We start from the raw sequence: 25,659 nt of genomic DNA on the forward strand, positions 1-25,659 counted from the left end.
GTACGTTCACGTACATGTTGCAGTACAAGCATGCACTTTTCGCGCGAAACCCCCAAGGACGAAAAAAAGCCGCTCGTTTCTGGCGAGCGGCTTTCTTATGCGGTGCAGCGGGTGCGGCTGTTTCGGCCCGAGGCCTTAGCTGCCGCCGCCACGACGCATCATGTCGAAGAATTCGGAGTTGCTCTTCGTCTGGCGAATCTTGTCGAGCAGGAATTCCATCGATTCGACTTCGTCCATGTCGTGAATGAACTTGCGCAGCACCCAGATCTTTTGCAGAACTTCGGGCTTGATCAGCAGTTCTTCACGGCGCGTGCCGGACTTGTTCAGGTTGATCGACGGGTAGACGCGCTTTTCAGCAAGGCGACGCTCCAGGTGCACTTCCATGTTGCCGGTGCCCTTGAATTCTTCGTAGATCACGTCGTCCATGCGGCTGCCGGTTTCGATCAGCGCCGTGCCGATGATGGTCAGCGAGCCGCCTTCCTCGATATTGCGCGCCGCGCCGAAGAAGCGCTTCGGGCGTTGCAGCGCGTTTGCGTCGACACCACCCGTCAGCACCTTGCCCGAGGCCGGCACGACGGTGTTGTACGCACGCGCGAGACGCGTGATCGAGTCGAGCAGAATCACCACGTCGTTCTTCATTTCGACGAGGCGCTTGGCTTTTTCGATCACCATTTCGGCGACTTGCACGTGGCGCGCAGCCGGTTCGTCGAATGTGGAGGCGATCACTTCGCCGGCCACCGAACGCTGCATTTCGGTCACTTCTTCCGGGCGTTCGTCGATCAGCAGCACGAACAGCACGACATCCGGGTGGTTCTGCTTAATTGCGTGCGCAATGTGTTGCAGCATCACGGTTTTGCCGGATTTCGGCGACGCAACCAGCAGGCCGCGCTGGCCCTTGCCGATCGGCGCGATCATGTCGATGATGCGGCCCGTGACGTTTTCCTCGCCACGCATTTCACGTTCGAGCAGCAGCACCTTGTTCGGGTGCAGCGGCGTCAGGTTTTCGAACATGATCTTGTGCTTCGAGGCTTCCGGCGGCTGGCCGTTGACCTTGTCCACCTTCACCAGCGCGAAATAGCGTTCGCCGTCTTTCGGCGTACGCACTTCGCCTTCGATCGTGTCGCCCGTGTGCAGGTTGAAGCGGCGGATTTGCGACGGGCTGATGTAAATATCATCCGTGCTGGCGAGATACGAGGTTTCCGGCGAACGCAGGAAGCCGAAGCCGTCCGGCAGCACTTCGAGCGTGCCATCGCCGAAGATCGTGTCGCCCGTTTTGGCTCGTTTTTTTAGAATGGCAAACATCAATTCCTGCTTGCGCAGGCGGTTTGCACTTTCGATCTCGAGGCCATTGGCCATCTCGATCAATTCGGACACGTGCAGAGTCTTAAGCTCGGATAAATGCATACGGAGAACCCGCAGGAGAAGGTGCGACGAAATGAAATCTGGGAGGAGAGTGAGCGGAACCGCTCAAGGACTTACACGTCTTTTCGACGTTTTGCGGATTCTAGCATAGCACACGCCAATTTCCGCCAGTGCGGCGGTATGGCATCTTTCTTATCAAGCGTGTTGTCGCCGGACAACACGCCTAAGCCAGCGCGCCTGACGATCTCAAAGGACCCGGAGCGCGCCGATGCGTCGGGCGCCGCTGCGTTGCTTTACAGATTGCCGTCGAGGAACGCGGTGAGTTGCGACTTCGACAGGGCGCCAACTTTCTGCGCGGCGACAGCGCCGTTCTTGAACAGGATCAACGTGGGGATGCCGCGCACGCCGAACTTGACCGGCGTCGATTGATGTTCGTCGACGTTGATCTTGGCGATTTGCAGGCGATCGGCGTAATCCTTGGCGACTTCGTCGAGGATCGGCGCGATCATCTTGCACGGACCGCACCATTCAGCCCAGAAATCGAGCAGCACGGGTTTATCGGATTTCACGACGTCCTGTTCGAACGATGCGTCGCTAATATGCTTGATTGATTCGCTCATTGTATGAATACCTCTATCGGTTCGAGGCCCGCCTGAATTGCTCGCCACGATACGTCAAAATCTAGGGAAACTTCCGTTCGCTTTGCCGCAATCGGAGCCTTGCCGGCGCACGCCTGAAAAAGTCGAAAAACCCTTTCGGGAATGTGCTGAAAGCTCGCGTTTGCGGGTCATCCGTACGGCAGTTTAGCTTAATTCGCTATGCGTTGCCGGTGGTGATAGTACTCATCAAGGGCAGTGGGCCAATGGCTGCCGGTGAAGTGCCACTACGCCTGCACCACGTTTTAACAACCGCGACGCAACTTATCTGGTGGCTGGCCGCGCAAACTCAAGTGTCCCGAACGCATATTGCCGGGTGCCACACTATATGATGCGAAGCTCCTGATTCAGCGCGTCGATGTCGGTTTGATCGTATTAACAGTCGCGCGACGGGCCAAGCGATGATAGAATGTTTCGTGACGGGCCTCCTCGCATGGAGGGATGGTCAACCTGGTCAGGTCGGGAACGAAGCAGCCACAGCCGTTTTCCACCAGTGCCGAGGGTCAGGCTCGTCACCTTCCTTTTTTCTGCTTGTCGTTGTCCTGTTTGTCATCCGCGTTTTCGCCGGTCGCATCTCCCCATCCCTGTCTCACCTCGAACGCTGTCAAGCTGACGTTGCATTGGCGTTTTTCGCGCGCTTCATCTATTTTTTTCTATCGGTCCGTTAGCCTGTTTCAATGAAGCGGCAACACGCGTTCGTGCGCCGTCTCGATTCGGTTTTGCGCGCCATCGTTACTGATACAATTTCCGGATGACCTATCAAGTTCTCGCACGCAAATGGCGGCCGAAGGATTTCGCTTCGCTCGTCGGACAGGAGCACGTGGTGCGCGCGCTCACGCACGCGCTCGACGGTGGCCGTCTGCATCATGCCTATCTGTTTACCGGCACCCGCGGTGTCGGTAAAACCACGCTGTCGCGCATCTTCGCCAAGGCGCTGAATTGCGAAACCGGCGTGACCTCCACGCCGTGCGGCGTGTGCCGCGCATGCCGCGAGATCGATGAAGGCCGCTTTGTCGATTATGTCGAGATGGACGCGGCAAGTAATCGCGGTGTCGACGAAATGGCGGCGCTGCTGGAGCGCGCGGTTTACGCGCCGGTCGACGCGCGCTTCAAGGTCTACATGATCGACGAAGTGCACATGCTGACCAACCACGCGTTCAACGCGATGTTGAAGACGCTGGAAGAGCCGCCTTCGCACGTCAAATTCATTCTCGCCACCACCGATCCGCAAAAGATTCCGGTCACGGTGCTGTCGCGCTGTCTGCAGTTCAATCTGAAGCAGATGCCGGCCGGGCACATCGTGTCGCATCTCGAGCATATTCTCGGCGAAGAGAAAGTGCCGTTCGACGCCCAGGCATTGCGCCTGCTCGCGCGCGCGGCCGATGGCTCGATGCGCGACGCGCTCTCGCTGACCGACCAGGCGATCGCCTATTCAGCCAATCAGGTGAATGAAGAAGCGGTGCGCGGCATGCTCGGCGCGCTCGATCAAAGCTATCTGATTCGCCTGCTCGACGCGCTTGCCGACGGTGACGGCGCCGCCGTGCTGGCTGTCGCGGACGAGATGGCCTTGCGCAGCCTGTCGTTTTCGACAGCGCTGCAGGATCTGGCGAGCTTGTTGCACCGAATCGCCTGGGCGCAGTTCGCGCCGTCGTCGGTGTTAGACGAGTGGCCGGAAGCGGGTGATTTGCGCCGGTTTGCCGAAGCGCTGAGCGCCGAGCAGGTGCAGTTGTTCTATCAGATTGCGACCATCGGCCGAAGCGAACTGGGTCTCGCGCCCGACGAATACGCCGGTTTTACGATGACGCTGTTGCGCATGCTGGCGTTCGAGCCGGCGCCCACGGGTGGCGGTGCGGCTTCGGCGCGTCCGGCAGGGCCGGCGGGGGCCGGGGCAGGTGGTGCGAGGCGTGCCGGCTCGCCGGCGGTGGCTGCACAACAGGCGGCGGCGCCGTCGCGTGCGGTTGAAGGGGCTGCCGCTATGCCCGCGCGCTCGGCAAATCCAGTGGCGGAAGCGAAGCTCACCACGCCGGATTCACAGCACCTCGCGTCTGCGGGATCTGCTGAAAAAGCTGACACGCCGAAGCCAACTATTGTTGAAGCGAATGAAGCGGCAATCGCTTCCGGGTCCGCAGCGGCTTCCGGCGAATCGGGCGTGGCGCCTGCGCCAGCGGCGGCCAACGTCATGGCGGCACCGGCTTTAGCGCCGTGGCAGGAAGCGCCGTCGGCTGAACCGACTCTGGGCAATCAGGTGTCTGCACCTTCGGACAAGAGCGCGTCCGGAGCAGCCTCGGCGCCCGAAACCACGCACGAGGAGCCGGCGACCGAAGCGGCCGAAGCAACGAAAGTTGCGGCTGCGCCGGCCTTGGCACCGTGGGACGATGCGCCCGCCGAACCAGCCCCGAACGAATCGCCCGCTGCAGCCGCCTCCCAGGAATCGGCGCCCGCGTCTTCGCTCGCTGCTGCGGCCGCAGCCGGGTTTGCACGAGTAGAAGAGGCCGCGCCGGCGACGCCCTCGCAAGAATCGCAACCCGTTGTCGACATCCCGCCGCGCCGTGCAGGCGGCGCGAGCGACGCGCTCAATGTATTGCGCAGCGCCGGCTTGAAAGTGTCGTCTGACCGTGGCCGCGCCACGGCTGCAGCCGCCGCCAAGCCCGGCGCAGCCCCGGCGACGCCGAAGCCCGCCGCGCCACGCGTTGTCGTCAATGTGCCGACGCCGGGCGCGCCACGCCGTGCGTCGCCACAAGACGCCGCGCCGGCAACGCGTGCGCCTTCGCCGCAGGCCCAGGAGCAGAACAGTTCCTCAGCTGCGCCGTGGGACGACATGCCGCCCGATGAATACATGCCGCTCACGGCAGCGGACGAGGGCTATTACGGCCTGCCGGACGACAACTACATGCCGGTGTTCGACAGCGGGCCCGACGACGTCCGCGTGAACGCCGCGCCTGCGCCGACACCCGCGCCGATGGCCGACAAGCGGCCGTTGCCGCCCGCCGTGCCGCTCGATCCGCTGGGTTTTCAGGGTGACTGGCCCGCGCTTGCCGTCGACCTGCCGCTCAAGGGCATTTCGTATCAACTCGCGTTCAACAGCGAACTGATGGCGCTCGAAGGCAACACGCTCAAGCTGAACGTGCCGGTGCCCCAGTACGCGGAAGCCTCGCAGGTCGCTAAACTGAAAGCCGCGCTCGCCGACAAGCTCGGCCAGAACGTCGATGTCCTGGTCGAAGTCGGCCCGGCGCGCCGTACGGCAGCCGCCCACGACGCCGCCATGCGCGCCCAGCGCCAGCAGGAAGCGGAGCGCGAAATCGGCGCTGATCCGTTCGTGCAGTCGCTGATCCGCGAGTTCGGCGCGAGCATCGTGCCCGGCTCGATTCGCCCCATTGCACAGGACGCCGGCCCGAACGGCGCGCCGTCCGTCCACTGATTCGCCGCGCCCTGTGGCGCACCCGATTTCCGGATTTCACGCTATCAAGAAGGAGCATGTCCATGATGAAAGGCCAACTCGCCGGGCTGATGAAGCAGGCCCAGCAGATGCAGGAAAACATGAAGAAGATGCAGGAGCAGCTTGCATTGATCGAAGTCGAAGGACAGTCGGGTGCCGGTCTCGTCAAGGTGACGATGACCTGCAAGAACGACGTGCGCCGCGTGTCGATCGATCCGAGCCTGCTCGCCGACGACAAGGACATGCTGGAAGATCTGGTCGCCGCTGCGTTCAACGACGCCGTGCGCAAGGCCGAGGCCACCGCTCAGGAAAAGATGGGCGGTATGACCTCGGGTCTGCCGCTGCCGCCGGGCTTCAAGCTGCCTTTCTAAGCGACATCGCTGCAAGAAGGGACTCGCGCCGCTGCGTTGAGCGCGGCGTGAGTTGAATAGGCGAGCCGCGCTCGTTCAAACGCTCGCTCCGGCTCGTGCAGGTTTGCATCGATGCAGTGCAGTTCGTTCGGTGAGCGCGCGAGGCCGATTCGTTATCGAACTGATCGAAGTAACCGCAGCAGAAGTACCCGCAATACCCGCAATACCCGCAATACCCGCAATACCCGAAGCAACCGCAACGCCACCCGCGTACCGGACCCTACCAGGCAACACCCACTTCGACACCGCCGATCCGCATGAAACAACCTTCCGCCTTGTCGGCGCTCGTCGAAGCGCTGCGCGTGCTACCCGGGGTCGGGCCTAAATCCGCGCAACGCATGGCGTACCACCTGATGCAGCACGACCGCGACGGCGCCGAAAAACTCGGGCGCTCGTTGCTGTTCGCGACTGAACATCTGCAGCACTGCGAGAAGTGCAACACCTTTACCGAAGCGCAGATCTGCGAAGTCTGTCTTGACGAGGAACGCGATCCGGCGTTGTTGTGCGTCGTCGAGACGCCCGCCGACCAGATCATGCTCGAACAGACCATGACCTATCGCGGCCTTTATTTCGTGCTGATGGGGCGACTCAGTCCGCTCGACGGCATCGGCCCGAAGGAGATCCATTTCGACCGGTTGGTCAAGCGCGCGTCGGACGGCATCGTCAAGGAAGTTGTGCTCGCAACCAATTTCACCAATGAAGGCGAGGCCACCGCGCATTACCTCGGGCAGACGCTCAAGGCGCGCGGTCTTGTCGTGACGCGCCTCGCGCGCGGTGTGCCGGTGGGCGGCGAACTCGAGTACGTCGACGCCGGTACGATCGCCCGTGCGATGCTCGACCGGCGCTCGATGTAGCGCTAAGTCACTGACAGCGCCACGTCGTGACGCCTGCCATGCCTGAGCGAGCCGCGCGGGACTGAGCCGCAACGCCGCCCGCCGCCCGCAGCGCCCGGGCAAGAACAGAACACAGAGGAGACTCATGAGCGTCAATCCTGATCCTAGCGCCACACCTAAAGGCCCGCTTGCCGGCGTCAAGGTGCTCGAGCTCGGTACGCTGATCGCCGGCCCGTTCGCCGCGCGATTTCTCGGCGAGTTCGGCGCCGATGTCATCAAGATCGAAGATCCGAAAGGCGGCGATCCGCTGCGCAAATGGCGCAAGCTCTATCCGGAAGTCGGCGGCACGTCCCTATGGTGGGCCGTGCAGGCGCGCAACAAGAAATCCGTCACGATCAATCTGAAAGCCGAAGAAGGCAAGGAGATCGTGCGGCGACTGGCGAAAGAAGCCGATATCGTCGTCGAGAATTTCCGGCCGGGGTTATTGGAGAAGCTCGGCCTCGGTTATGACGTCCTGTCGGCGGAGAATCCCGGGCTCGTGATGGTGCGTCTGTCCGGCTACGGCCAGACCGGGCCGTATCGCGACCGGCCTGGATTCGGCGCGATCGCCGAATCCATGGGCGGTTTGCGTCACATCACCGGTTACCCGAATTTACCGCCGCCACGCATCGGCATTTCGATCGGCGATTCGATTGCCGCGTTGCACGGCGTGATTGGCGCACTGATGGCGCTGCATCACAAGCAGGTGAACGGCGGCAAAGGGCAGGTGGTCGACGTCGCGCTGTACGAGGCGGTCTTCAACATGATGGAGAGCGTGGTGCCGGAGTACGGCGTGTACGGCATGGTGCGCGAGCGCACCGGCGCGTCGCTGCCGGGCATCGTGCCGTCGAACACGTATCCTTGCCGCGACGGCAGCATTGTCATTGGCGGCAATAGCGACCCGATCTTCAAGCGTTTAATGATCGCTATCGAGCGCGAAGACCTGGCGAACGATCCAGGCTTGGCGCACAACGACGGCCGCGTGCCGCGCACCCAGGAAATTGACGGCGCGATCGCCGCGTGGCTCGCCACGCGCACCATCGACGAAGCGCTCACCGTGCTGAACGCCGCCGACGTGCCAGTCGGCCGTATTTACAGCGTCGCGGACATGTTCACCGATCCGCAATTCATGGCGCGCCAGATGATCCAGCGCTTCAAATGGCAGGACGGTCAGGAAATCACGCTGCCGTCGGTCACGCCGAAGCTGTCGGAAACCCCCGGCGAAACGCGCTGGTTAGGCCCGGAACTGGGTGAACATACCGATGAAGTCCTGCAATCGCTAGGTTACGATTCCGACCACATTGCCAGATTGCATGCGCAACAGATTGTGTGAGTGCAGGGTTCGGCAAGCCCAGGTCCAGCAAAAACGGCGCGCGGTTCTAGAACCGCGCGCCGTTTTTATTTGTCGCTCACTGAAGCGTATGTCGAGCTCGCCAGAACTCGCGGTCAAGGCGTAATCACAATCTTCCCGATCACCCGGCGTTCCGCCATATCGCGCAGCGCGCGTCCGGTGTCTTCGAGCGGATAACGTTCCGACACGTAGGGCTTGAGTTTGCCTTCGCCGATCCAGCCGGTCATCTGATCGAACGCGGCGTGGTTGTGCTGGGGCTCGCGTTTTGCAAAGTCGCCCCAGAATACGCCGACCAGACTTGCGCCTTTGAGCAGCGTCAGGTTGAGCGGCAACTTCGGAATCTCGCCGTTTGCAAAGCCAACTACCAGATAACGCCCGCGCCAGCCGATGCTGCGAAACGCCGGCTCTGCATACACACCGCCAACCGGATCGTAGATCACGTCCGGACCCCGGCCGTCGGTCAGCGCCTTGATGCGCTCGCGCAGGTCTTCGGTGCTGTAATTAATGGTGGCGTCCGCGCCGTGCTTCACGCAGGTGGCGAGCTTCTCGTCGGTCGACGCCGCCGCAATCACACGCGCGCCGAGTGCCTTACCGATCTCGACCGCGGCGAGGCCGACACCGCCCGCCGCGCCCAACACCAGCATCGTCTCGCCGGCCTTCAACTGACCGCGATCGACCACCGCGTGATGCGAAGTGCCATAGGCGAGCGTGAACGCGGCGGCCAGCTCGAAATCGACGCCGTCCACCAGCGGCACGCACGCCGTGACCGGTGCCAGCGCCTGCTCGGCAAACCCGCCCGAGCCGGTAAATGCGACCACGCGCGAGCCCGTCTTGAACAGTGTCACCCCGGCGCCAACCGCGCGCACGACGCCCGCGACTTCCGAGCCAGGCGTAAAGGGCAGGGGCGGTTTGAACTGGTATTTGTTCTCGATGATCAACACATCGGGAAAGTTGACGGCTGCGGCTTTGACGTCGATCACGACGTGGCCCGGCGGCGGTTCGAGGTCAGGCAGATTTTCAACGACCAGGCTCTCCGGCGGCCCGTATTGATTACAGCGAATCGCGCGCATCGTGTCTCCATATCGATCAGGGTCCCTGAAGGGCACTTCCCTCAGGGCGTCGCAACTATTCTGAGTGTAAAACAATCCGCACGACCGTGCGTTTTTATTGTTTGAGGCCGGGTGCCTGCGCGGTCGGTACCCGTCGGCGCGGAGCCCGGCGCGTGTGCTTTGCATGTGATGCGTGCACTGCCTGCTGTGTCGTTCGCGTGCCTTCTTTCCTCGGTTACAATCGCCGCATGCGAATCCTACTCAGCAATGACGACGGTTATCTGGCGCCCGGCCTTGCCGCGCTTTACGAAGCGCTCAAACCGATCGCGGATGTCACCGTGATGGCCCCCGAGCAGAACTGCAGCGCGGCGTCCAATTCCTTGACGCTGTCGCGTCCGCTTTCGGTGCTGCGTTCGGCGAACGGTTTTTACTACGTCAACGGCACGCCAACCGACTCGGTGCACATCGCGCTCACCGGTATGCTCGACCACAGGCCTGACATCGTCGTCTCGGGCATCAACAACGGCCAGAACATGGGCGAGGACACGCTCTATTCGGGCACCGTCGCCGCCGCCACCGAAGGCGTCATGTTCGGTGTGCCTGCCATCGCCTTCTCGCTGGTCGACAAAGACTGGGTGCATCTCGAAGACGCTGCACGTGTTGCCGCCGAGATCGTCGCGCACTACCTCAAACAACCGTTGCCGGGGCATCCGCTCCTGAACGTCAATATTCCGAACCTGCCGTATGAGCAACTCGGCGGCTGGCATATCACGCGTCTCGGCAAGCGGCATCCGTCGCAGCCGGTGATCCGCCAGACCAACCCGCGCGGCGAACCGATCTACTGGATTGGCCCGTCGGGCAGCGCGCGCGATGCGAGCGAGGGTACCGATTTCCACGCTGTCGCCAACGGCCAGGTGTCGATCACGCCGTTGCAACTCGATCTGACCCACACGCAAATGCTGCCCGCAGCGCGCGACTGGGCTCGCGCCGGCAGCGGCGCTTCATGACCAGCGAGCGCGCAAAGCGCTTTCCGCTCGGCCTCGAAGACCTGGTGCGCGAACCGCGCCGGACTGAAGGGCGTCCGGGCGAAGTGCGCGCGGCGGCACTCGCCGCGAGCGCGGCGCTGAACGCACGCCAGCAACCGGCGAAGAATTCGCCGCCTGGTTCCGCGGGGAAGACTCCGGCGAAGGCGCCGGCGAGGGCACAGACTCAAACTCAAACGCAGGCGACGTCGCACACCAAACCGCAAGCGAAGGGGCCAATGAAGGCGCCGGCGAGCCTGCAAGGCAGCGCCTCGGCCAAGCCGCAGGCCAAACCCCAAGCAACAGCCGTCGCGCAGGGTGCGGCCGTGCGCGCCGCGCCAAAACCGGCGCCGGTGAACAAGCCCGCCGCCAAACTCAATGAGCGGACCGCTGTGCCGAATGTCGCATTGAACGGCGCTTTGGCGTTGACATCGGAACGGGTTCGCGAACGGATGGTCGAACGCCTGCGTGCGAACGGTGTGACCGATCAGCGCGTGTTGAACGCGATGTCGGTGGTACCGCGCCACATGTTCGTCGACCCGGGCCTCGCGGCTCAGGCCTATGAAGATGCCGCGCTGCCGATTGGCCATCACCAGACGATTTCCAAGCCCTCGGTGGTCGCGCGGATGATCGAACTGGCGGCTGCCGGCCGCGCGTTGAACAACGTGCTCGAAATCGGCACCGGTTGCGGATATCAGGCAGCGGTGCTGAGCCAGGTTGCGCGTGATGTTTATTCGATCGAACGCATCAAGCCGCTGTCAGAACGTGCGAAGACGAACTTGCGTCCGCTGCGCATTCCGAACATCCGGCTGCACTACGGCGATGGGCGCCTCGGGTTGCCGTCGGCGGCGCCGTTCGATGCGATCGTGATTGCCGCGGCCGGGCTCGACGTACCGCAAGCATTGCTTGAACAACTCGCGATCGGCGGCCGTCTGGTCGCGCCGGTCGGCTCGCAGGAAGGCCAAAACCAGGTGCTGACCCTGGTCGAACGCCTCGGACCCGCGCAGTGGCGCGAGTCGCGGCTTGATCGCGTTTTCTTTGTACCCTTAAAATCCGGAGTGATTTGACACCGATGAGTATGTTGCGCGCGATGCAAAGAACCAGACTGAATATTCCCATGACCGTAACCCAGCGTAGCGTGTGCGTGCTCGCCTTGTCCCTGTTGATGTCGGCGTGTGCGACCCGCCTCGATCAGGCGCCGGTCGTCGACCGCTCCGGCAGCGGCGCGCTCGGCACGCAAGCCGCGCAGCAACCGGCCGTGCCACTCGGACCGCCGCCGCCGGGCTACTATCGCGTGAAGCCGGGCGATACGCTGTACCGGATCGCGTTGGAGAACGGCCAGAATTACCGCGACATTTCGACGTGGAACAATCTCACCAATCCGAATCAGATTGAAGTGGATCAGTTGCTGCGCGTCGTGCCGCCGGGCGCGAATACCGCCGGCGTGACGCCGGGCGTGTCGACGGCGCCGATTGGCGGTGGCCCGGTGCAAAGCGCGCCGCTTGGCAGCACGCCGTCGGCGGGCGTCGCGGCGCCGCCGATCTATGGTTCGGGTGCGAACAACGCGTCGCTGACGCCGCCGGCCAATCCGGGTGCTGCGAGCGACTCGAGTGCGGGCGCATCCGGCAACGTTGTGTTCGCATGGCCGGTGCGAGGGCCGATGCTCGGCACGTTCAACGATTCGACCAACAAGGGTATTAATATCGGCGGCGCGGCTGGCGATCCGGTCAAGGCTTCGGCGGATGGGCGCGTGGTTTATGCCGGAAATGGGCTGCGTGGTTACGGCAATCTCATTATCATCAAACATGATGCAACTTATCTCACGGCGTATGCACACAACCGCTCTTTGATGGTAAAAGAGGGGGATGCGGTGACCAAAGGGCAGAAGATCGCTGAGATGGGCAATAGCGATTCCGACCGCGTGATGTTGCATTTCGAAGTTCGCCGGCAGGGTAAACCTGTCGACCCACTGAAGTACTTGCCGCCGCAATAAGCGATCCACGACCATGCCGAAATCGAAGCGCCGCCTGCCGCAAGCCGAGTCTGAGACGAATAGCCGCGTCACGTCCGCTTCGGTGGAGGACAGCGGCGCTTCGGACGCGGAAGAAGAGATCGTGGAGGAGCGCGATCTCGACGAGCGCCAGGGCGCGGAAGAAGTCGGCGAGGGCCGCGAAAGCGCGAGCGAAGCGCCGCCCGACGTGGACGATTTCCGTGCGCTGCTGCAAGCCGAGCTGACGGCCGACACGATTCAGCATTACCTGAACCGTATCAGCGTCAAGCCGCTTCTGACCGTCGAGGAAGAGCAGAAGTATTCGCGTCTGGCGAAGGCGGGCGAGTTCGACGCGCGGCAAGTGATGATCGAGCGCAATTTGCGGCTTGTCGTCAGCATCGCGAAGGGTTACCTGAATCGCGGCGTGCCTCTGCTCGATCTGATCGAAGAGGGCAACCTCGGCCTGATGCACGCCATCGAGAAATTCGATCCCACACGCGGCTTCCGTTTTTCGACGTATGCCACCTGGTGGATCCGTCAGAGCATCGAGCGCGCGATCATGAACCAGGCGCGCACGGTGCGTTTGCCGGTACACGTGATCCGTGAGCTCAACCAGGTGCTGCGCGCGAAGCGCCATCTGGAAAAGAATTCGATGAATTCCGGGGAGGCCGCCGAGCGCCGCGACGCCAGCATCGACGACATCGCGTATCTGACCGGCAAGACCACAGACGAAGTCACCGACATTCTCGCGCTGAACGAACACACCGCATCGCTCGACGCGCCGCTCGATCTCGACCCGGCGAGCAGCCTGCTCGATCTGCTGTCCGACGATCAGAGCCAGTCGCCGGACGCGGAAGTACAGCATCGCGAACTGGAAACGCTTACACGTGCGTGGCTTGCCCGCCTGTCGGACAAGCACCGTCATGTGATCGAGCGCCGCTTCGGGCTGAATCACATCGAGCCCGCCACGCTCGAAGAACTGGCCGACGAAATGGGCCTCACGCGCGAGCGTGTACGCCAGATCCAACAGGAAGCGCTGGTGCGGCTAAAGCGCTTCTTTGCCTCCAACGGTGTTCGGAAGGACGCCGTTCTATAAGCTGATGACACCGATTCTTGTTTTCGACATCGAGACGATTCCCGATGTCGCCGGCATTCGCCGCCTCGAAGATTTGCCCGCCACGCTGAGCGACGCCGAAGTCGCCGAGCACGCTTTTGCGGCGCGCCGCGAAAAGACCGGCAGCGATTTCCTGCCGCACCACCTGCAACGGATCGCGGCGATTTCCTGCGTATTCCGCGACAACAACGGTTTCCGGGTGCGCTCGCTCGGCACGCTGGAAGATGGCGAGGCGGCGCTCGTGCAGTCGTTTTATCGCGTGATCGAGAAGTACACGCCGCAGCTCGTGTCATGGAATGGCGGCGGGTTCGACCTGCCGGTGCTGAACTACCGCGCGCTGGTCAACGGGATCCCTGCGTCCCGTTTCTGGGATCTTGGCGAGGACGACCGCGAGTTCAAGTGGAATAACTACATCAGCCGCTATCACGCGCGTCACACCGATCTGATGGACGTGCTGGCAATGTATCAGGCGCGTGCCAACGCGCCGCTCGACGCGCTCGCGAAGATGTGTGGGTTCCCCGGCAAGATGGGCATGGACGGCAGCCAGGTGTGGCACGCGTACCAGGAAGGGCGCATCGAGGAAATCCGCAATTATTGCGAGACCGACGTCGTCAATACGTACCTGCTGTACTGCCGCTTCCAGTTGATCCGCGGTGCGTTTTCGGCTGAGGAGTATGCTGACGAGATCAACCTGGTCAAGAATGCGTTAGCGCAGGAAGCGGCGCCACAATGGGCTGAGTATCTGGCCGCGTTCGACCAATAGACCGCAACAAGCTGATGGCGAAGCGGTTCGTGGCACCTGAGTCGGCCGTGAGGCGGGTGGTAGGCAGGCGCTGACGGCCGCAGCTGCGCCAAATCGTTGGCAACGATGGCGCTTCGTCTACAATCTCGCCTTTCCCCAAGTTTGTCAGGAAGTCGCAGGTGTCCCGAACTGCCCCCCAACGCCGCTCGCCTAAGCGCCAGAAGGCACCCGCTCCGGTCAAAGCGCGCGTCATCACCGGCAATGAGCCGATCATCGAAATCGTTTCGCTCGATATGGAAGCGCGCGGCGTGGGCCGCATCGAGAGCGAAGACGGCACGCCCGGCAAGGTGGTTTTTGTCGAAGGCGCGCTGCCCGGCGAGCGTGTCAGCTACTCGACGCATCGCAGCAAGTCGAAATTCGAGCAGGCCGAGGTTGTGCAGGTGTTCCGCGAAAGCGTGCTTCGCACCAAACCGAAATGCAGCTATTTCGATATCTGCGGCGGCTGTTCGATGCAGCATCTCGACATCCGCGCTCAGATCTCGGTCAAACAGCGCGTACTCGAAGACGATTTCCAGCATCTGGCGAAGCTGCGCCCGGAAACGATATTCCGGCCGATTCACGGACCGGCGTGGGGCTACCGCTATCGCGCGCGTCTGGCTGTGCGCTATCTGCCGGAAAAGGGTGGCATGCGGATCGGCTTCTACGAGAAGAAGAGCAGCCAAATCGCCGATATGAAGACCTGCGAGGTGCTGCCGTCGCACATTTCGGCCATGCTGATGCCGTTGCGTTTCATGATCCGCAAGTTGTCGATTTACGATCGTACGCCGCAGATCGAGCTCGCGGTCGGCTCGTCGGTCACCGCGCTGGTGCTGCGCAACCTCGCGCCGCTCACCGCCGCCGACGAACAGGTGCTCCGCGATTTCGCCGACGAACACAAGATCCAATGGTGGTTGCAGCCGGGCGGCCCTGAGACGGTTTCGCCGTTCTATCCGCTCGACGTGCAACTCGACTACACGCTGCCGGAATTCAACATCCGGATGCCGTTCAAGCCGACCGATTTCACCCAGGTGAATCACGCGATCAATCGCGTGCTGGTGAGCCGCGCGCTGCGTTTGCTGGCGCCGGCCAGCACCGACCGCGTGCTCGATCTGTTTTGCGGGATCGGCAATTTCACGCTGCCGCTCGCCCGGATTTCGAAGGAAGTGGTGGGCATCGAGGGCAGTGATGTGCTGACTTCGCGCGCGCTGGCCAATGCCGAGGTGAACGGTGTGGCGGGTCATACGTCGTTCGCCTGCCGCAACCTGTTCGAAGTCACCGCCGACGACATGCGCGCGCTCGGCCATTTCGACAAATTCCTCGTCGACCCGCCGCGTGAAGGCGCGCTGGCGGTCGCCAAGGCGCTCGCGGAGATCGCGCAGAGCGGTAATGGGCCGCTACCCAAGCGCATTGTCTACGTGTCGTGCAATCCGGCGACGCTCGCACGCGATTCGGGCGTGCTGGTGCATGAAGCCGGCTACCGGTTGGTGGGGGCGGGCGTGGTGAACATGTTCCCGCACACTTCGCATGTGGAGTCGATTGCGCTGTTCGAGCGGGACTGAGGGCGCCTGATGCCAGCCTGTGGTGCACAGGCTGGCGGCGCTCCACAAACAGAAACGCCACGACCGAAGTCGTGGCGTTTCTTTTTAAAGCTTCAGGTTAAAGCGTCTGGTTGAGCCTTAGAACTGCCACCAGGACTTTTCCTTGCCCGGCCTTGCATGGCCCGTGATGTACGGGCTGTCGGGGAACGTGCCTGCCAGAATGCGCTTCGTGTCGTCGGCCAGTTGCGGCTGATTCAGCTTCTCATACGACAGCATCATGATGTGCAGCGCGTCTTCGATAGCCGGCGCGTTCTTGTATTCCTTCAACGCCAGTTGCGCGCGGTTGATCGCGGCGACGTAGGCGCCACGGCGGTAGTAATAGTCCGCCGCGTGGACTTCGTGCGACGCCAGCGCGTTCACGATATAGCGCATGCGTTGCGCGGCGTCCGGCGCATACTTGCTGTTCGGATACCTGTCGACCACGACCTTGAACGCGTCATACGACTCGCGCAGCGACTTCGGATCGCGCTCGCTCATGTCCTGGCCGGAGAAGCGGCCGAACAGACCGAGGTCGTCGTTGAAGTGGATCATGCCCTTCAGGTAGTACGCGTAGGCGATGTCCGGGTGATCCGGGTGCAACTGGATGAAGCGGTCGATCGCCTGGTCGGCGGCGGCGTTTTCGTTGTCTTTCCAGTTGCAATACGCTACGTTGATCTGCGCTTGCTGTGCAAAGTGGCCGAACGGGTCGCGACCTTCGAGCATCTCGAAATACTTGGCGCACTTGCCGAAATCACCACCTGACAGAGCGTCGTTCGCCTCCGTATATAATTTGTTGTTGTTCCACGTAGCTGTCTCGTCGGTCTTTTCCGGCAGGCCGTGACAAGCCGCAACAACGGCGACGGCTGCGGCGCACGCAATATATCCGGCCACTTTCCGGGCCGCCTTCTTGATGGCCGCCAAATTGATCGCCGCTTTAGTGATGGTGTTCAAGGCTCGCATTTTCCAGTCTAGCTTTACGTCCAGGTGACCCAGACTCAATGACCCGCTCAAATACTCCAGGTACCACAACCGGTGCCGGGAATAGCAACAAAGATTATAGCGTAAGCGCTGACCCCTCCGACGCGTTGGGCGTCGATTCACTCGACGACGATCTCGGCAGCGACGCGCTCGCCTCCGGCGGCCTGCCAGGCATGGTGCCGACGGTGGCGAGCCGCGTGGCGGACGAGTCGCCGCGCAGCGTCGTCGTGCCCGACGAAATGGCCGGCGAACGCCTCGACAAGGTGCTCGCCCGAGTCTTTCCGGAGTTTTCACGTAACCGGCTGCAAAGCTGGATCGAATCGGAGCGGGTGCGCATCGACGGTAAGCCGGCGAAGATTCGTCAGCCGGTGCCGCTTGGCGCGACCATCGAGCTCGTGCCCGATCTGCTGCCGGAGCAGCTCGCGTTCACGCCTGAGCCGGTGCCGCTCGAGATCGTCTACGAGGACGACACCCTGGTGGTCATCAACAAGCCGGCCGGCATGGTCGTGCATCCGGCAGCCGGCAACTGGAGCGGCACCGTCCTGAATGGCCTGCTGTACCGCTATGGCGACGCCGCGGCGGGCTTGCCGCGTGCGGGTATCGTCCATCGGCTCGACAAGGAAACGTCCGGTCTGATGGTGGTGGCGCGCACCCTCGAGGCGCAGACCGATCTGGTGCGCCAGCTCCAGGCTCGTACCGTGAAACGCCGTTATCTCGCGCTGGTGTGGGGCAACATGCCCGAAGAAGGCACGATCGACGCGCCGATCGGCCGCGATCCGCGCGAACGCACGCGCATGGCGGTGGTGACGAGCGCGTCGGGCAAGGCGGCGCGCACGCATTTCCGGCGCGTGGACACCGCGATCTGGCAACGTCAGCCGGTCACCGCGATTCATTGCGATCTGGAAACCGGCCGCACCCATCAGATTCGCGTGCATTGCGCGCATATCGGCCATCCGCTGCTCGGCGATCCGGTTTATGGGCGCGCGCGCGGCAAGCGCTCGGTGACGCCGTTGCCCGACGGTTTCGCGCGTCAGGCGCTGCATGCATGGCGCCTCGGCCTGATCCATCCACAAACCGGCCGGACCATGCAATGGCGCGCCGATGCGCCGGAAGACATGCAGGTACTGTCCGCGGCGCTCGGCCTCGGGCGCGACGATGCGGGCGAGTTCGACGAGACGTACTATGAGGAAGACGACTACGACGCCCCCGCGGAAGACTATGCCGACGAAGACGAAACACACGGCGGCGATCACGACGAGGACGACGAACACGACGAGGACGGTCACGCATGAGCTTGCCCGAGCTGAGCTTTGCGGATGTTGTGCAACCGGCATGGAACGTGTCGCCGCGGGTGCGTGCGTTCGTCACCACGCGCAATGGCGGCGTGAGCGAGCCGCCGTTCGGCCGCTGGCAGGACGGTGTGGATCAACCCGGCGGTCTGAACCTGGGGATGAAAGCCGGTGACGACCCCGCCGCGGTCGCAACCAATCGCGCGCGGCTATTAAGACTGGCAGGCGTAGACGAGGCCGCCTGGCTCGAGCAGATTCACGGCGCCGGCATCGTGCGTGCTGAAGAGGCGCTCGAGCAGACTCGCGCAAGCGGCGCGCCGACACGAGCGGACGCCAGCGTCACCGATCGGACCGGCACGGTGTGCCTCGTGATGGTTGCCGATTGCATGCCGGTGCTGTTGTGCGACGAAGCGGGGCGCGCGGTCGGTGCGGCCCATGCCGGCTGGCGTGGCCTGGCGGCGGGCATCGTCGAGCAGACCGCAGAGCGTGTTGCCGGTCTTGCCGGCGTAGCGGCCGCGTCGTTGCACGCCTATCTCGGCCCGGCGATCGGCCCGGACGCCTTCGAGGTGGGTGCAGACGTGCGTGACGCCTTCATGAATGACGTGGACGGCGCGCAACGCGAAGCCACCGCGAATGCATTCGTTACGCATCCGCAAAACCCCGGCAAATATCTCGCCGATCTCGCGGCGCTGGCGCGCTTGCGCTTGCAGCGGCTCGGCGTGAGCCGCATTGTCGGCGGTGACCTGTGTACGGTCACGCAACGTGAGCGTTTCTATTCCTATCGCCGCGATCGCGAGACCGGCCGCATGGCCGCACTGATCTGGCTGGACGATCAGGCGCAGACGATCGCGGATTGAGCGAGCCGCTATGGCGCCCACCATGGTGGGCGCGACGCCCTCCTGAGAGCGCATGGATGAGGGTTTGTTTGGAGGCGTGGCACGCTTTTTTGCTGCGCTGCCGGAATTCGCCACACATGTGTAAATCTGCGGCAAAAGTGTCCGCATGCGAACACATAAATATTCATAAACTCGTGCATTATGGGAGCTTTTTCCGCGTGCGCCGGCATGGATGAACCCACGCTCCAGAAGCGCGATCTGCTACACAGGGAAAACGATAATTAAAAAACTATCGCACTGCGGCAAAATCGGGAACAAGCATTGACATGCCTTGCGATGGGGAGCAAGAATGTTCCTCACAGCTCCTCGTACATGGGACAGGGCGTGACGAGGTCGCGAGCAATCGCCCACGTGCGCATGAACCTGCCTCTCAACCCGTCCGCAAGGACTTACCGGTCAAAAGCAGGTATGGCAGCATCACATTCCTCAGCTTCCCCCAGCACGGACTCCTCCACGGAGCACACGCAGCAGGCCGGTACGAGCGGTGCAACGCCAGCCGCAGGCATGCAGCAGTTATTCGACACCTGGATGAACGCATGGCGTTCGCTCGGCACGCCGCCTGGCGGCAATGGTGCGCATTTCCCGATACCGCAAATGCCTCAGATGCCGCCAATGGGCATTCCCGCCATGCCGCAAATGGGCTTGCCGCAGATGCCGTCGTTCCCCGGTATACCTGACTTCAGCAAACTGGCCGCGGGATCCTTGCCGTCACTGCCTTCATTCGCCGGACTCGATGTTCCGGGCGCCGCGATTCCATCGGAGCGTCTGCAAAAGCTGCAAGCCGATTATTCGCGCGAGGCGATGGAGTTGATCCAGCAGGCGGCTACCTCCACGGCGAAGACTCCCGAGCTCAAGGACCGCCGCTTCAGTTCGGACGCCTGGAGCGCGACGCCGGCCTACGCATTTACCGCAGCGTGGTATCTGTTGAACGCGCGCTATCTGCAGGAGATGGTCGACGCGCTCGAAACCGAACCGAAGATGCGCGAGCGCATCCGTTTCGCCGTTCAGCAATGGACCGCGGCGGCATCGCCCAGCAACTTCTTCGCGTTGAACCCGGAAGCGCAAAAGACCTTGCTGGATAGCAAGGGTGAGAGCTTGCGGCAGGGCGTGATGAATCTGCTGGCCGATTTGCAGCGCGGCAAGATTTCGCAAACGGACGAATCGGGTTTCGTGGTCGGCGAAAATCTCGCGACCACCGAAGGCTCGGTGGTGTTCGAGAACGACCTGATGCAGTTGATCCAGTACAAGCCGCGCACGGCTACCGTGCGCGAGCGGCCGCTGCTGATCGTGCCGCCTTGCATCAACAAGTTCTACATTCTCGATCTGCAACCGGAGAACTCGCTGGTCGCGCACGGGCTCGAATCGGGTCATCAGGTGTTCCTGATTTCGTGGCGCAATGCGGATGCATCGGTTGCGAACAAGACTTGGGACGACTACATCGGCGAGGGCGTCCTCAAGGCGATCGAGACGGTCAGCAAGATCAGCGGCCGCGAGCAGATCAACACGCTGGGTTTCTGCGTGGGTGGCACGATGCTGGCCACGGCACTGGCAGTGGCGGCAGCGCGTGGCCAGCATCCGGCAGCGTCGATGACCCTGCTCACCGCAATGCTCGATTTCTCGGACACGGGCGTGCTCGACGTATTCGTCGACGAAGCGCACGTGCAGATGCGCGAGCAGACCATCGGCGGCAAGAACGGCAACGCGCCAGGCTTGATGCGCGGCATCGAATTTGCCAACACCTTCTCGTTCCTGCGGCCGAACGATCTGGTGTGGAACTACGTCGTCGACAATTACCTCAAAGGGCGCACGCCGGTGCCGTTCGATCTGCTGTACTGGAACAGCGATTCGACCAGTCTTCCGGGCCCGATGTATGTCTGGTATCTGCGCAACACGTATCTCGAGAATCGTCTGCGCGAGCCCGGTGCGTTGACTACCTGCGGCGAGCCGGTCGACCTCTCGAAGATCGACGTGCCCACCTTCATTTACGGTTCACGCGAGGACCATATCGTGCCGTGGCAAACCGCCTATGCGTCGGCGCCGCTGCTCACCGGGCCGCTGAAGTTCGTGCTCGGCGCGTCGGGTCACATCGCGGGGGTGATCAATCCGCCAGCGAAGAAAAAGCGCAGCTACTGGACACTGGAAGGCGACGTCAAGACGTTGCCGGAAAGCACGGACGAATGGTTCGATCAGGCAACCGAAGTGCCTGGCAGCTGGTGGCCCGAATGGACCACGTGGCTCGACCAGTTCGGCGGCAAGAAAGTGAAGCCGCGCGCCTCTGCCGGTTCCGCTGAATTCCCGGTGATCGAGCCGGCGCCGGGGCGTTATGTACGGCAACGGGAGTAGGCTTTAGCGCGCCTCGCGGCGCGGTGTGTCTGGCGGTATGAATGCGCGCCCGGATGGCAAGGGCGCATGAGCAACAAGATTTTTTAACTTGACGGGCTACGGCGTATTTGGCCGATGTCCGGAGGATATGGAAATGACTGATGTTGTGATCGTATCGGCCGCCCGTACGGCAGTAGGCAAATTCGGTGGGTCGCTGGCGAAGATCGCCGCGCCCGAACTCGGCGCCACAGTGATTCGCGCCGTGCTCGAACGCTCTGGTCTGAAGCCGGAGCAGGTCAGCGAAGTCATCCTGGGACAGGTGCTGACGGCAGGCTCCGGACAGAACCCGGCGCGTCAGTCGCTGATCAAGGCGGGGTTGCCCGCGGCCGTGCCCGGCATGACGATCAACGTGGTGTGCGGCTCGGGCCTGAAGGCCGTGATGCTGGCGGCCAACGCGATCATCGCGGGCGATGCGGACATCGTGATTGCCGGCGGTCAGGAAAACATGAGCGCCGCGCCGCACGTGCTGCCGGGCTCGCGCGACGGTTTCCGCATGGGCGACGCAAAACTGATCGACTCGATGATCGTCGACGGCCTGTGGGACGTCTACAACCAGTACCACATGGGCGTGACGGCGGAAAACGTCGCGAGAGAATACGGCATCACGCGCGAGCAGCAGGACGCGTTCGCGGCGCTGTCGCAGAACAAGGCGGAAGCCGCGCAGAAGTCGGGCCGTTTCAACGACGAAATCGTGCCGGTCGACATTCCGCAACGCAAGGGCGAGCCGCTGCGTTTCGCAACGGACGAGTTCGTGCGTCACGGCGTCACGGCTGAATCGCTATCGGGCCTGAAGCCGGCTTTCTCGAAGGAAGGCACGGTCACGGCAGCCAATGCGTCGGGCCTGAACGACGGTGCGGCGGCGGTGCTGGTGATGTCCGCGAAGAAAGCCGAAGCGCTCGGCCTCAAGCCGCTCGCACGCATCAAGGCTTACGCCACCTCGGGTCTGGATCCGAAAGTGATGGGTATGGGTCCGGTGCCCGCATCGCGCCGCTGTCTCGAGCGCGCGGGCTGGACGCCGGCCGATCTCGACCTGATGGAAATCAACGAAGCGTTTGCCGCGCAGGCGCTGGCCGTGAATCAGCAGATGGGCTGGGACGCGTCGAAGATCAACGTGAACGGCGGCGCAATTGCGATCGGTCACCCGATCGGTGCGTCCGGTTGCCGGGTTCTCGTCACGCTGCTGCACGAAATGCAGAAGCGCGATGCGAAGAAGGGCTTGGCGTCGTTGTGTATCGGCGGCGGCATGGGCGTGGCGCTGGCGCTCGAGCGCGCTTAACGGCGGGCATCGGGCCTGCTCACGTGGGCTCAGGTAAAAGTTTTTTAGCAGGCGGTAAGCAGGGTTGCCGCGCGGCGCTTCGCAACAGGTGGCGCGCGGCGAGCAGTGGCCTCGTCGGCCGGTCGCCCGGCGGCAGTGGAGATGAAGCACCAGGCGAGGGAAGAGGCAGCCGGTCGGCGCCTCGAAAACGATAACGGAGTGTAGTTTATGACACAGCGAATTGCGTACGTAACGGGCGGGATGGGTGGCATCGGCACGAGCATTTGCCAGCGGCTGCACAAAGAGGGCTTCAAGGTGGTCGCAGGCTGTGGCCCGAACTCGCCGCGCCGCGTGAAGTGGCTCGAAGAGCAGAAAGCGCTTGGCTACGATTTCATTGCGTCCGAAGGCAACGTCGGCGACTGGGAATCGACCAAGGCAGCCTTCGACAAGGTCAAGGCCGAAGTCGGCGAGGTTGATATTCTGGTGAACAACGCCGGTATCACGCGCGACGTCGTATTCCGCAAGATGACGCACGAAGACTGGACGGCGGTGATCGACACCAACCTGACCAGCCTGTTCAACGTCACCAAGCAGGTGATCGACGGTATGGTCGAGCGCGGTTTCGGGCGAGTCATCAACATTTCGTCGGTGAACGGCCAGAAGGGGCAGTTCGGTCAGACCAACTACTCGACCGCGAAGGCCGGCATTCACGGCTTCACGATGTCGCTAGCGCAGGAAGTGGCCACTAAAGGCGTGACGGTGAACACCGTGTCGCCGGGCTACATCGGCACGGATATGGTCAAGTCGATCCGCCCGGACGTGCTGGAAAAGATTGTGGCGACGATTCCGGTGCGCCGTCTCGGCCAGCCGGACGAAATCGGTTCGATCGTGGCATGGCTCGCCTCCGACGAATCGGGTTTCTCGACAGGCGCTGACTTTTCGCTGAATGGCGGTTTGCATATGGGCTGAGTCATCGGCGCGCTGCTCACAAGGCGGCGTGCTTCTGCTCAGATGGTTCCGGCGGCGTCTCGACTGTGCGATTACCCGATTGCGCAGCCGGCATGACGCCGTTTCCGCGCTCAACTTGCGCTCAAAGGCGTTACATGACTACTACTACAAAGAAAACAGCCGAACGATTGATCAAGAAGTATCCGAATCGTCGACTCTACGATACCGAGACGAGCACGTACATCACGCTGACGGATGTTAAGCAGCTCGTGCTGGATCAGGAGGATTTCAAGGTCATCGATGCGAAGAGCAACGAGGACCTGACGCGCGCCATCCTGTTGCAGATCATTCTCGAAGAGGAGAGCGGCGGCTTGCCGATGTTCTCGTCGTCGATGCTGTCGCAGATCATCCGTTTCTACGGTCATGCGATGCAGGGCATGATGGGCACGTATCTGGAGAAGAACATCCAGGCCTTCATCGACATTCAGGCCAAGCTCGCCGATCAGTCGAAGAATCTGTACGAAGGCAAGGCGATGAACCCCGAAGTCTGGTCCCAGTTCATGAACATGCAGGCGCCGATGATGCAGGGCATGATGACCAGCTATATCGAGCAGTCGAAGAACATGTTCGTGCAGATGCAGGAGCAGATGCAGAACCAGGCGAAATCGATGTTCGCCACGTTCCCGTTCACGCCAGGTGGGCCGGTGAATGCGGCTGGAGCGCCGGTTGCGCCGGCTAATCCGCAAAGCAATCCGGAGCCGGAGAAGAAGTAAGCGCGCAACGCAACGCCGTTGCCGGCGCGACGAGCGCACCTTTGCGCGTTCGCCCCACGGCCGCGGCGGCCGGCTGTGCACATTGCGCCAAGGGGCGCCGGATGCGATCGAGGCGGCCGGCGCGCCGCACGTAAGCGGCCGGCCGCGGGCACGGTACAATCGCGGGCTGCATGCGCTGTCTCCGGGTGTGGTTCTCGTGATCCTGCTGCCCCTCAGTGCTTGTTGCGCCATCCCCATTTTGCCGCCGTCGCCACCGCTGTATGCCCATCCCACTTATGTCGCAGACCCTTTTCCGTGCCGCGCCCACACCTTCGATTCCGAGGGTCGGTTTTGTCAGCCTTGGTTGACCGTCAGATTCGCAAAGGCAGCTTAGGCGCCGTTCTCGCATGAGCCGGCTGTTTCTTGCGCCCATGGAAGGGCTTGCGGATTACGTGTTGCGCGACGTGCTCACCGGCACGGGCGGATTCGACGGGTGCGTGTCCGAATTCGTCAGGGTCACGGGCTCGGTGCTTCCCGAACGTGTCTACGAGAGAGATACACCCGAGGTCCTCCACGGCGGCCGCACACCCAGCGGCACACCGATGGTGATCCAGCTTCTCGGCAGCGATCCTGAATGGATGGCGCTGAATGCGGCCCAGGCGGCCAGTTTGTCGCCGCATGGACTCGATCTGAACTTCGGTTGTCCGGCCAAAGTGGTCAATCGGCACGGTGGCGGTGCGATGCTGCTGGCGCATCCCGATCAGTTGAACCGGATCGTTGCGTCTGTTCGCGCCGCGGTGCCTGCCGGCATTGCCGTGACGGCAAAAATGCGGCTCGGCGTGTCCGATACGTCGCTCGCGATCGACTGTGCCACGGCGCTGGCCGAAGGCGGCGCGGCCTCCATCGTGGTGCATGCCAGAACACGCGACCATGGCTACCGGCCGCCGGCCCACTGGGAGTGGATCGCGCGTATCGATGCCGCCGTGGACGTGCCGGTCATTGCCAACGGAGAGGTCTGGACGGTGGCCGACTGGGAGCGGTGCCGGGCGGTCAGCGGCTGCGCGGACGTGATGATCGGGCGGGGCGCCGTATCGGATCCCTTCCTCGCCTTGCGCATACGCGGACTGATGGACCGGACGCCTTCCGCCGAGGAGTGGCCGGCCGTGCTGGAGCAGCTCGCTGACTACCTGAGAAAACTGCAAGCCCGTGTCGCGGCCCGCCATGAGCATGGACGCGTCAAAATGTGGCTCAGCTATCTCAAGCGGACCTGGCCGCAGGCTGCCGAACTGCATGCCGCCATCCGACGCCTGCATGATTCGCGCGAAATTCTCGAGGTGATCGAGCGCGCGCTGGAATTCAATAACTTGATACCGGCATATCAAGGCGCGGCCCTCGGGCGGCTCGAACCGGCAATGCCTCGCCTCTTGGCCGGCTGTACGCCCGCCAGCGCGGTACAATAAAGGGTTGCGTGCGCGGGACGCCCTCCGGGCTGGGTCTTGATGACCATCGGACCCCTTGGCCTTGCCGCACCGTCCCCAT

21 protein-coding genes and 1 other RNA gene are annotated in these 25,659 nt (G+C 62.7%); 18 read left to right on the top strand and 4 right to left on the bottom strand.

Going from position 1 to position 25,659, the window contains the following annotated elements:
- Positions 1 to 135: 135 nt before the first annotated feature.
- A complete protein-coding gene (rho, locus tag KHO23_RS28315; RefSeq protein WP_006048863.1) occupies positions 136 to 1,404 on the bottom strand; it encodes a transcription termination factor Rho in 1,269 nt (422 codons plus the stop codon).
- A gap of 251 nt (positions 1,405 to 1,655) precedes the next feature.
- Positions 1,656 to 1,982 carry a thioredoxin TrxA gene (trxA, locus tag KHO23_RS28320; protein WP_054039468.1) on the bottom strand — a complete coding sequence of 109 codons (327 nt, stop codon included), beginning with the start codon at positions 1,980 to 1,982 and terminating at the stop codon, positions 1,656 to 1,658.
- 454 nt (positions 1,983 to 2,436) lie between these two features.
- Here trxA and ffs point away from each other — a divergent pair.
- The 5 genes from ffs to KHO23_RS28345 all read left to right on the top strand — a co-directional run bounded on the left by ffs (position 2,437) and on the right by KHO23_RS28345 (position 8,069).
- An RNA gene (ffs, locus tag KHO23_RS28325) (signal recognition particle sRNA small type) lies at positions 2,437 to 2,535 on the top strand.
- A gap of 234 nt (positions 2,536 to 2,769) precedes the next feature.
- Complete coding sequence (dnaX, locus tag KHO23_RS28330; RefSeq protein ID WP_211615347.1) at positions 2,770 to 5,436, top strand: DNA polymerase III subunit gamma/tau; 2,667 nt, start codon at positions 2,770 to 2,772, stop codon at positions 5,434 to 5,436.
- A gap of 62 nt (positions 5,437 to 5,498) precedes the next feature.
- A complete protein-coding gene (locus tag KHO23_RS28335) occupies positions 5,499 to 5,825 on the top strand; it encodes a YbaB/EbfC family nucleoid-associated protein (protein ID WP_007182071.1) in 327 nt (108 codons plus the stop codon).
- Between the two features lie 296 nt (positions 5,826 to 6,121).
- Entirely contained in the window at positions 6,122 to 6,718 is a 597-nt protein-coding gene (gene recR / locus KHO23_RS28340) for a recombination mediator RecR (RefSeq protein ID WP_120291643.1), read from the top strand.
- A 124-nt stretch (positions 6,719 to 6,842) separates the two neighbouring features.
- The gene (locus KHO23_RS28345; protein WP_211615349.1) at positions 6,843 to 8,069 is read left to right on the top strand and encodes a CaiB/BaiF CoA transferase family protein; all 1,227 of its coding nucleotides are present in this window, start codon (positions 6,843 to 6,845) and stop codon (positions 8,067 to 8,069) included.
- Positions 8,070 to 8,182: 113 nt separating this feature from the next.
- On the opposite strand, the gene KHO23_RS28350 is transcribed toward KHO23_RS28345, so the two are convergent.
- Positions 8,183 to 9,157 (bottom strand): NADPH:quinone oxidoreductase family protein, encoded by a 975-nt coding sequence (locus KHO23_RS28350; protein ID WP_211615351.1) that lies wholly within the window; start codon positions 9,155 to 9,157, stop codon positions 8,183 to 8,185.
- A gap of 227 nt (positions 9,158 to 9,384) precedes the next feature.
- Between KHO23_RS28350 and surE the strand changes: the two genes are divergently transcribed.
- The 6 genes from surE to rlmD all read left to right on the top strand — a co-directional run bounded on the left by surE (position 9,385) and on the right by rlmD (position 15,602).
- A complete protein-coding gene (gene surE / locus KHO23_RS28355) occupies positions 9,385 to 10,143 on the top strand; it encodes a 5'/3'-nucleotidase SurE (RefSeq protein WP_211615353.1) in 759 nt (252 codons plus the stop codon).
- Positions 10,140 to 11,225, top strand: a complete 1,086-nt coding sequence (locus KHO23_RS28360) for a protein-L-isoaspartate(D-aspartate) O-methyltransferase (RefSeq protein ID WP_211615355.1) — start codon at positions 10,140 to 10,142, stop codon at positions 11,223 to 11,225. Before surE ends, KHO23_RS28360 begins: the two co-directional genes overlap by 4 nt.
- 5 nt (positions 11,226 to 11,230) lie before the next feature.
- The gene (locus KHO23_RS28365; RefSeq protein ID WP_211615357.1) at positions 11,231 to 12,151 is read left to right on the top strand and encodes a peptidoglycan DD-metalloendopeptidase family protein; all 921 of its coding nucleotides are present in this window, start codon (positions 11,231 to 11,233) and stop codon (positions 12,149 to 12,151) included.
- Positions 12,152 to 12,164: 13 nt separating this feature from the next.
- The gene (gene rpoS / locus KHO23_RS28370) at positions 12,165 to 13,244 is read left to right on the top strand and encodes an RNA polymerase sigma factor RpoS (RefSeq protein WP_211615359.1); all 1,080 of its coding nucleotides are present in this window, start codon (positions 12,165 to 12,167) and stop codon (positions 13,242 to 13,244) included.
- Between the two features lie 4 nt (positions 13,245 to 13,248).
- On the top strand, positions 13,249 to 14,025 hold the full coding sequence (locus KHO23_RS28375; protein ID WP_211615361.1) for a 3'-5' exonuclease: 777 nt from the start codon (positions 13,249 to 13,251) through the stop codon (positions 14,023 to 14,025).
- 158 nt (positions 14,026 to 14,183) lie between these two features.
- Entirely contained in the window at positions 14,184 to 15,602 is a 1,419-nt protein-coding gene (rlmD, locus tag KHO23_RS28380) for a 23S rRNA (uracil(1939)-C(5))-methyltransferase RlmD (RefSeq protein WP_211615364.1), read from the top strand.
- A 117-nt stretch (positions 15,603 to 15,719) separates the two neighbouring features.
- On the opposite strand, the gene KHO23_RS28385 is transcribed toward rlmD, so the two are convergent.
- A complete protein-coding gene (locus KHO23_RS28385) occupies positions 15,720 to 16,580 on the bottom strand; it encodes an outer membrane protein assembly factor BamD (RefSeq protein WP_120291659.1) in 861 nt (286 codons plus the stop codon).
- A gap of 38 nt (positions 16,581 to 16,618) precedes the next feature.
- On the opposite strand from KHO23_RS28385, the gene KHO23_RS28390 reads away from it, so the two are divergent.
- From KHO23_RS28390 to KHO23_RS28420, 7 genes are all read left to right on the top strand, one after another.
- Positions 16,619 to 17,890, top strand: a complete 1,272-nt coding sequence (locus KHO23_RS28390) for an RluA family pseudouridine synthase (RefSeq protein ID WP_211615366.1) — start codon at positions 16,619 to 16,621, stop codon at positions 17,888 to 17,890.
- Positions 17,887 to 18,744, top strand: coding sequence for a peptidoglycan editing factor PgeF (gene pgeF, locus KHO23_RS28395; protein WP_211615368.1), 858 nt, complete (start codon positions 17,887 to 17,889; stop codon positions 18,742 to 18,744). The genes KHO23_RS28390 and pgeF overlap by 4 nt, the downstream gene beginning before the upstream one ends.
- A gap of 543 nt (positions 18,745 to 19,287) precedes the next feature.
- Positions 19,288 to 21,126, top strand: a complete 1,839-nt coding sequence (gene phaC, locus KHO23_RS28400) for a class I poly(R)-hydroxyalkanoic acid synthase (protein WP_211615468.1) — start codon at positions 19,288 to 19,290, stop codon at positions 21,124 to 21,126.
- 133 nt (positions 21,127 to 21,259) lie between these two features.
- Positions 21,260 to 22,441 carry an acetyl-CoA C-acetyltransferase gene (locus KHO23_RS28405; RefSeq protein WP_211615370.1) on the top strand — a complete coding sequence of 394 codons (1,182 nt, stop codon included), beginning with the start codon at positions 21,260 to 21,262 and terminating at the stop codon, positions 22,439 to 22,441.
- Between the two features lie 207 nt (positions 22,442 to 22,648).
- On the top strand, positions 22,649 to 23,389 hold the full coding sequence (locus tag KHO23_RS28410) for a 3-ketoacyl-ACP reductase (RefSeq protein WP_074284259.1): 741 nt from the start codon (positions 22,649 to 22,651) through the stop codon (positions 23,387 to 23,389).
- Positions 23,390 to 23,523: 134 nt separating this feature from the next.
- A complete protein-coding gene (phaR, locus tag KHO23_RS28415) occupies positions 23,524 to 24,141 on the top strand; it encodes a polyhydroxyalkanoate synthesis repressor PhaR (RefSeq protein WP_120291669.1) in 618 nt (205 codons plus the stop codon).
- Between the two features lie 386 nt (positions 24,142 to 24,527).
- A complete protein-coding gene (locus KHO23_RS28420; RefSeq protein ID WP_211615372.1) occupies positions 24,528 to 25,580 on the top strand; it encodes a tRNA dihydrouridine synthase in 1,053 nt (350 codons plus the stop codon).
- The last annotated feature ends 79 nt before the right edge of the window (positions 25,581 to 25,659 follow it).

Source organism: Paraburkholderia haematera, assembly GCF_905220975.1.
In the GTDB taxonomy this organism is placed as follows: domain Bacteria; phylum Pseudomonadota; class Gammaproteobacteria; order Burkholderiales; family Burkholderiaceae; genus Paraburkholderia; species Paraburkholderia haematera.

Bases quoted from the DNA above. Each gene is read 5' to 3' on its own strand.
- phaC (WP_211615468.1), top strand. From the start codon at position 19,288: ATGCAGCAGTTATTCGACACCTGGATGAACGCATGGCGTTCGCTCGGC.
- KHO23_RS28390 (WP_211615366.1), top strand. From the start codon at position 16,619: ATGACCCGCTCAAATACTCCAGGTACCACAACCGGTGCCGGGAATAGC.
- dnaX (WP_211615347.1), top strand. From the start codon at position 2,770: ATGACCTATCAAGTTCTCGCACGCAAATGGCGGCCGAAGGATTTCGCT.
- rho (WP_006048863.1), bottom strand. From the start codon at position 1,404: ATGCATTTATCCGAGCTTAAGACTCTGCACGTGTCCGAATTGATCGAG.
- surE (WP_211615353.1), top strand. From the start codon at position 9,385: ATGCGAATCCTACTCAGCAATGACGACGGTTATCTGGCGCCCGGCCTT.
- KHO23_RS28420 (WP_211615372.1), top strand. From the start codon at position 24,528: ATGAGCCGGCTGTTTCTTGCGCCCATGGAAGGGCTTGCGGATTACGTG.
- KHO23_RS28360 (WP_211615355.1), top strand. From the start codon at position 10,140: ATGACCAGCGAGCGCGCAAAGCGCTTTCCGCTCGGCCTCGAAGACCTG.
- KHO23_RS28365 (WP_211615357.1), top strand. From the start codon at position 11,231: ATGAGTATGTTGCGCGCGATGCAAAGAACCAGACTGAATATTCCCATG.
- KHO23_RS28345 (WP_211615349.1), top strand. From the start codon at position 6,843: ATGAGCGTCAATCCTGATCCTAGCGCCACACCTAAAGGCCCGCTTGCC.
- KHO23_RS28375 (WP_211615361.1), top strand. From the start codon at position 13,249: ATGACACCGATTCTTGTTTTCGACATCGAGACGATTCCCGATGTCGCC.
- KHO23_RS28405 (WP_211615370.1), top strand. From the start codon at position 21,260: ATGACTGATGTTGTGATCGTATCGGCCGCCCGTACGGCAGTAGGCAAA.
- rpoS (WP_211615359.1), top strand. From the start codon at position 12,165: ATGCCGAAATCGAAGCGCCGCCTGCCGCAAGCCGAGTCTGAGACGAAT.
- recR (WP_120291643.1), top strand. From the start codon at position 6,122: ATGAAACAACCTTCCGCCTTGTCGGCGCTCGTCGAAGCGCTGCGCGTG.
- KHO23_RS28385 (WP_120291659.1), bottom strand. From the start codon at position 16,580: ATGCGAGCCTTGAACACCATCACTAAAGCGGCGATCAATTTGGCGGCC.
- phaR (WP_120291669.1), top strand. From the start codon at position 23,524: ATGACTACTACTACAAAGAAAACAGCCGAACGATTGATCAAGAAGTAT.
- trxA (WP_054039468.1), bottom strand. From the start codon at position 1,982: ATGAGCGAATCAATCAAGCATATTAGCGACGCATCGTTCGAACAGGAC.
- KHO23_RS28410 (WP_074284259.1), top strand. From the start codon at position 22,649: ATGACACAGCGAATTGCGTACGTAACGGGCGGGATGGGTGGCATCGGC.
- KHO23_RS28335 (WP_007182071.1), top strand. From the start codon at position 5,499: ATGATGAAAGGCCAACTCGCCGGGCTGATGAAGCAGGCCCAGCAGATG.
- KHO23_RS28350 (WP_211615351.1), bottom strand. From the start codon at position 9,157: ATGCGCGCGATTCGCTGTAATCAATACGGGCCGCCGGAGAGCCTGGTC.
- pgeF (WP_211615368.1), top strand. From the start codon at position 17,887: ATGAGCTTGCCCGAGCTGAGCTTTGCGGATGTTGTGCAACCGGCATGG.